The 6,086-nt window shown below is 65.0% G+C and carries 7 protein-coding genes; 1 reads left to right on the top strand and 6 read right to left on the bottom strand.

Annotated elements, in window-relative coordinates:
* Positions 1–28: 28 nt before the first annotated feature.
* On the top strand, positions 29–1,879 hold the full coding sequence (locus APH44_RS16235; RefSeq protein ID WP_082420948.1) for a TonB-dependent receptor domain-containing protein: 1,851 nt from the start codon (positions 29–31) through the stop codon (positions 1,877–1,879).
* On the opposite strand, the gene APH44_RS16230 is transcribed toward APH44_RS16235, so the two are convergent.
* From APH44_RS16230 to thiL, 6 genes are all read right to left on the bottom strand, one after another.
* Positions 1,857–2,666 carry a cobalamin-binding protein gene (locus APH44_RS16230; protein ID WP_054893606.1) on the bottom strand — a complete coding sequence of 270 codons (810 nt, stop codon included), beginning with the start codon at positions 2,664–2,666 and terminating at the stop codon, positions 1,857–1,859. The genes APH44_RS16235 and APH44_RS16230 overlap by 23 nt on opposite strands.
* Complete coding sequence (locus APH44_RS16225) at positions 2,666–3,085, bottom strand: hypothetical protein (RefSeq protein ID WP_054893605.1); 420 nt, start codon at positions 3,083–3,085, stop codon at positions 2,666–2,668. Before APH44_RS16225 ends, APH44_RS16230 begins: the two co-directional genes overlap by 1 nt.
* Complete coding sequence (gene ribA, locus APH44_RS16220; protein WP_054893604.1) at positions 3,082–3,699, bottom strand: GTP cyclohydrolase II; 618 nt, start codon at positions 3,697–3,699, stop codon at positions 3,082–3,084. The genes APH44_RS16225 and ribA overlap by 4 nt, the downstream gene beginning before the upstream one ends.
* Positions 3,700–3,847: 148 nt before the next feature.
* Positions 3,848–4,591: an ABC transporter substrate-binding protein gene (locus APH44_RS16215; protein ID WP_054893603.1), complete on the bottom strand. Its 744-nt coding sequence runs from the start codon at positions 4,589–4,591 to the stop codon at positions 3,848–3,850.
* Positions 4,592–4,607: 16 nt separating this feature from the next.
* Positions 4,608–5,111 carry a phosphatidylglycerophosphatase A gene (locus APH44_RS16210; protein WP_054893602.1) on the bottom strand — a complete coding sequence of 168 codons (504 nt, stop codon included), beginning with the start codon at positions 5,109–5,111 and terminating at the stop codon, positions 4,608–4,610.
* Positions 5,108–6,076, bottom strand: coding sequence for a thiamine-phosphate kinase (thiL, locus tag APH44_RS16205; protein ID WP_054893601.1), 969 nt, complete (start codon positions 6,074–6,076; stop codon positions 5,108–5,110). Before thiL ends, APH44_RS16210 begins: the two co-directional genes overlap by 4 nt.
* Positions 6,077–6,086: the final 10 nt, after the last annotated feature.

Below are 6,086 nucleotides of genomic sequence, written 5' to 3'. Positions count from 1 at the left end.
CTCGCCCGCGAATGCTATTGTACTGCCCATGAAAATCCTGACCTTTGCACCGCTGCTCTGCCTCCCTCTGCCCTTGCTGGCCGCCGAACGCGACAACGCCCTGAAGCTCCCCGACGTGCTGATCAGCGCCAACCGCGAAGTCGAATCGCGCAGCGCCACCAGCGCCGCCAACACGGTCTTCACCCGCGCCGACATCGACCGTCTGCAACCCTCCAGCGTCACCGACCTGCTGACCCGCGTGCCCGGCGTGCAAGTCGCCCCCACCGGTGGCCGCGGCAGCCTGCCCGGGATTTTCATCCGCGGCACCAAGGCCGCGCAGAGCCTGGTGCTGGTGGATGGCGTACGCATTGCCAACGCCACCTCCGGCGACAGCGGCCTGCAGTTTCTCGACGTCGACCAGATCGAGCGCGTCGAAGTGCTGCGCGGCTCGCGCTCGGCGGTCTACGGCAGCGACGCCATCGGCGGGGTGATCCAGATCTTCACCCGACGCGCCAGCGGCCCCGGCCTGCAACCGCGGCTGCGCCTGGCGGCCGGCAGCAACCAGACCTTCCAGCGCAGCCTGGGACTGTCCGGTGGCGATGGCCAGACACGCTTCAACCTCGGCGCCAGCCTCGACGAAACCGCAGGCATCGATTCGACCGGACCGTCCTTCGCCAGCGATGGCGATCACGACGCCTACCGCAACAAGTCTTTCAACCTGAGCCTGAGCCATACTTTCGGTGAGCGATTCGAGGCCGGGGTGAACCTGCTCGACAGCCGGGGGCGTCATGAATTCGACGAGCCAGGCGGTGCCAGCGCACAACTGCCCTACTCCTATTTCACCGTCAGCAGCCTGGGCAGCTATCTCGACGCCCAGCTCAGCGAGCGCTGGCATTCGCGCCTCGAACTGGCCCACAGCGAGAACCGTGACGACAGCCGCGACAAGCTGGCGGGCACCCGATCGCCGTTCAACACCTATCGCGACCAGGCCACTTGGCAAAACGATCTGAGCTTGAACGAACAGCACAGCATGTTGGTGGGTGGCGACTGGTATCAGGACCGGGTACATGCCAGTACCGACTTCACCCAGCAAAGCCGTTGGAACCGCGCCGTGTTTGCCCAACACCGCTTCCAGGGCCAGCACTTTTCAACAGAGCTCGGCCTGCGCCAGGACGACAACCAGCAGTTCGGTAGCCAGACCACCTGGAGCGGCAACCTGAGCTTGCCCCTGAACCCGAGCAACGACCTGCTACTGTCCTACAGCGAAGGCTTCCGAGCTCCAACATTCAACGACCTCTACTACCCCGGGTTCAGCAACCCAGACCTCAAGCCGGAGCACTCCAGAAGTTACGAGCTGCAGTGGCGCAGCCAACTGACTGACAGCAGCCGTCTGGAAACATCGCTGTACCGCACCGAACTACGCGATGCCATCACCTACGATTCGACAACCGATGCCATGGCCAATACTGCCCGGGCACGAATCAACGGCATTGAACTGGCCTTGAACCAGGACTGGAACGGCTGGGCTTCACGGCTGGGCCTAGCACAGATCGACCCGCGCGACCGCGAAACCGGCCATACCCTGGCTCGTCGCGCACGGCGAACGCTAAGCCTGGATGTAGATCGAGACTTCGACCGCTTCAATGTCGGTGCTAGCTGGCAAGCCGTCAGCAGCAGCTACAACGACGAAGACAATAAAGAACGCATCGGCGGGTATGGCCTGCTCGGCCTTCGTGGTGGCTGGTTGGCCACAAGAGAACTGAGGCTCGACCTGAAACTCGACAATCTGCTGGACAGGCAGTACAGCCGCGCCCTCTATAACTTCCGGGGCAACAATTACGGCTACCGCGAAGAAGGCCGCACCTGGCTGCTGAGCCTTACCTGGACACCGGCGCTGTAGACGCCAGCAGCGCACACAGGCGCGCCGTCGCGTCGATCATCTGTCCGCTGGGACGCTCCAGGCCCTTGTCGGGCACCACCAGCAGGTGCCCACCGGCAACGGCGCTGAGCTTTGGCCAGGCCTTCCAACCAGCCAACTGCGCAGCGTCGCCGGCCAGGATCACATCAGGGTCGCGCGCCAGCACCGACTCGACGCTCACCTGCGGCGCAGGCTGCTCAAGGTCGGCAAAGACGTTGCGCGCCCCACAGACCGCCAGTGCATCGCTCACCACCTGACGGCCACCCAGGGTGTACAACGGCTGATCCCAGACCTGATAGAACACCTTGAGTGGCTGCTCGCGGCGATAGCGCTCGCGCAGTTCGGCCAGGCGCTCGCGCAGCCTCTGCGCGTAGCGCTGCCCCTGCTCGGCACGCCCCAGGCGCACGGCGATGGTCTGGATCTGCTCGATCAGTTGCTCCAGGTCGTGGGGCTCGCTGCTGAACGTGGCAATCCCCAGCTGACGCAACTGGTCGCGCTGGGCCGGGGGCACGCTGCCGGGCCAGAGCAGCAGCAGGTCGGGCTTGAGCGCCAGCAGGTGCTCCATGTCCAGTTGCCCGTAGCGCCCGACCGATGGCAGATCCTTCAGACGCTGCGGCCGCTCGCCGCTGTCGAGCACGCCCACCAGCAAATCGTCCGCCTCAAGCTCCAGGACGATCTCGGTCATCGACGGCCCGAGGCTGATCACGCGCGGCCCAGCCTCGGCAAATGCACCGATCGACAGCAGCACGGCAACGAAAAAGGCGCGCATCAGTCCAGTTGGCGCGGGATGCGGTAGAGGTAGAGCAGCACCACGGTGGACAACGCCAGTAGCACCTGAGGCACCGCCTCCAGCCCCACCAGCACCGAGAGCGCGGCGATCCAGGCCGGGAAGCAGGCGTAGGTCATGGCCAGGCGACGAACCCGCGCCAGTTCAATCCAGGCGGCGGGCTCTTCGGGGGTGTCGAGCACCTTGGAGGTGGCGATCAGCGCCCGCTTATAGGCACCGAAGCGCGGCAGGCTGAGAAACATGGTGGCCGCACCGGCAATGAACAGTGGCATCGCCAGCACCGGAATCAGCGCTTCACTGCCACCAAAAGCCCAGGCCATGACCGGTAGCGGCACCAGCCCGACAGCCAGATACTGCCACCAGGCCAACGCCAGGCGCCGCTTCACCTGGCCACGGGTCACGCTTGGGGCGCCTCGCCTTGGTGACGGTTGCCCATCATGTGACCGAGCTTGTCGGCCTTGGTCGCCAGGTACAGGCGGTTGTGCGGGTTGTGGCCAGTGTGCAGCGGCACGCGTTCGGCAACCACGATGTTCATGTCGGTCAGGGCTTTGACCTTGCGTGGGTTATTGGTCATCAGGCGCAGCGACTTGACGCCCAGATGCTCGAGCATCGGCAGGCACATGGCGTAGTCACGCTGGTCGGCCGCAAAGCCCAAGCGCTCGTTGGCCTCGACGGTATCGGCGCCGCCATCCTGCAGCTCATAGGCGCGGATCTTGTTCAACAGACCGATGCCTCGACCTTCCTGACGCAGGTACAGCAGCACGCCACGACCTTCACGGGCGATGGCCTGCAGCGCGGCTTCCAGTTGCGAGCCGCAGTCGCAACGCTGGCTGAACAGAGCGTCGCCGGTCAGGCATTCGGAGTGCAGACGCCCGAGCACCGGTTCACCGTCGGCGATATCACCCAGGCTGAGCACCACATGCTCGCGGCCGGTGGCTTCGTCGAGAAAGCCATGCATGGTGAATGTCGCAAAGGGCGTTGGGAGTTTGGAGGCGGCAACAAAGACGACGGGCACGTTGTGCTCCTGATAAGTAGGAAATTTCAATGGGCCAGATTGTATCAGCAGCCCAGCGGGCATGCGCAGGCTGAATCTCGCGGCTTAAGATCGAAAAGTTCGATGCATAGGCTCGCCAGATACGCCCCCGTGGTAGGCGCCTCGGCGATCAATGCGGCTGGCTGTCGGAAGCGAACGGGTACGGCTGCTTCCAGCGTTCGAAGATCGACCGCAGCTCGCCACTGCGTACCAGCTTCTCCATGCGCTGGTCGAACAGGTCGCGCAGAGCCTTGCCTTGATCGCTGCGGGTAAAGGCCAGGTACAGCGGCAGCTCAGCGATGTGGGTGCGGCGGAAGTCCTGCGGCTTGCTGGCCTGGTGCAGCACGTAATCCACTTCGGTTTCGGCATCGATATAGAAATCCACCCGGTCATGCTCCAGCATCGGCAGGATGCCTTCGCGGCGCTGGATCTCGCGGAAGTTTTTCACATCGGGCAGGTAGCTCTGGTAGTCATAGCCGCGCACCCACGCCAGGCGGTACTCGCCGACGCTGTTCAGCGTCGGAACCGGCTTGCTGGCGAGCCCCAATGCATAGATATGGTCCATATCGAAGTGCCAGCGCGGGTAGAGGTTGTCTTCGTTCTCCTGCTTGTACGAACCCACCCAGGCATCGGCCTCGCCGCGCTTGACCAGTCCGACTGCACGGCTGTAAGGCGCGCTCGTCACCTCGACCTTCACCCCGGCCGGTTCGAACACCTTGCGCAGCACATCCCAGGCAACCCCGCTGCCATCGGCGTTGGTGTAGTCGATCCACTCCTCGCTGACCAGTCGCACCTGCTTCGGCAGCTCGGCGGCCCCGGCGCCCCAGGGCAGGAAAACCAGTGTCAGCGCCAGTAGCACAGTCCGTATGGCCATCGACCCGCTCCTTGTCTCAGGCAACCGCCCAAACCAGCACCTGCATGCCCAGCCAGGCAAACACGCCGGCCAGGATATCGTCGAGCATGATGCCGACACCGCCGTGCACATGGCGGTCGATCCAGCGGATCGGCCAAGGCTTGAGGATGTCGAAGAAGCGGAACATCAGAAACCCTGCGAGCAGCCACTGCCAACCTTCGGGCACCAGCCACAAGGTGATCCACATGCCGACCATCTCGTCCCAGACGATGCCTTCATGATCGTGCACGCGCAAGTCGTTCGCCACCTTGCCGCACAGCCAGAAGCCGAACAGCATGGTGATTCCCAGCAGCAGCCAGTAGCCCCAATCCGGCAGCATCTGCCACAGCGGGATGAACGGCAGCGCCACCAGCGAGCCCCAGGTCCCCGGCGCCTTGGGCAAGGTGCCGGAGCCGAAGCCGAACGCGATGAAGTGCCATGGATTGCGCCAGACCGAAGGCGGAACGAACTCCGCAGGCACCTGATTGGGGTGGTCGGTCACGGTGTCTCCCTGAAATGTTGATAGCCCCGTTGCGTGGGGGTGATGTCACGACCCTGGCGATCACGCAGCGTGACGCCCTGCCCGTCCAGGACGCGGCCGATGACATGGACATGGATGAACCCCGGCAGCTGCAATGCCTGGTGTTGCGCGGCGGGGATGGTGAAGGCCAGCACATAGTCGTCGCCGCCGGTGAGCGCCGCGTGCACGGCAGCGTCACGCCCGAGGAAAGCCTCCAGTTCGGTAGATACCGGAACCTGATGCTGGTTCACTTCGAGGGCGACGCCCGAGGCCCGGGCGATATGACCGCAGTCGGCAAGCAGGCCGTCGGAAACGTCCAGCGCCGCCGTGGCATGGCCACGCAGCAGCTCGCCCAAGGTGAGCTGCGGCATCGGCGACCAGTACTGCGCAAGCAGCGCCTGGGCCTGTTCAGCCGGCGCCTGGCGCTCGCCCAACACCAGCGGCAAGGCCCCTGCGGCGTTGCCCAGGTTGCCGCCGACACACAGCAGGTCGCCCGGCCTGGCACCGTCACGGCGCAAGGCCTGCCCGGCCGGAACCCGGCCAAACACGGTGACGGTGAAGCTCAGGGGGCCGCGGGTGGTGTCGCCGCCGATCAGGCTCATGCGACAGCGGTGGGCCATGCGCTGAAGGCCTTGGGCATAGGCTTGCAGCCAATCCGCGCTGACCTCGGGCAAGGTCAGGGCCAGGGTGAAGCCGATGGCAGTCGCGCCCATGGCCGCCAGGTCGCTCGCGGCAACGGCCAACGAGCGCTGGCCGAGCAGCGAGGGGTCGCAGACTGCCGGGAAGTGCACGCCTGCAACCAGCGTGTCGGTGGAGACTGCCAGCTGTTCGCCGGCCGGCAGCTCCAGCAGGGCGCAATCGTCGCCGATCCCCAGGGCCACGCCGTCACCGCCCTGCGCACAAGGCGCGGCGGCAAAGAAGTGACGGATCAGCTCGAACTCACCCATGGCTCGTCAG

Source organism: Pseudomonas sp. NBRC 111143, from assembly GCF_001320965.1.
Taxonomy (GTDB): Bacteria; Pseudomonadota; Gammaproteobacteria; order Pseudomonadales; family Pseudomonadaceae; genus Aquipseudomonas; species Aquipseudomonas machongensis.
This window is presented reverse-complemented; position numbering and strand designations above follow the sequence as displayed.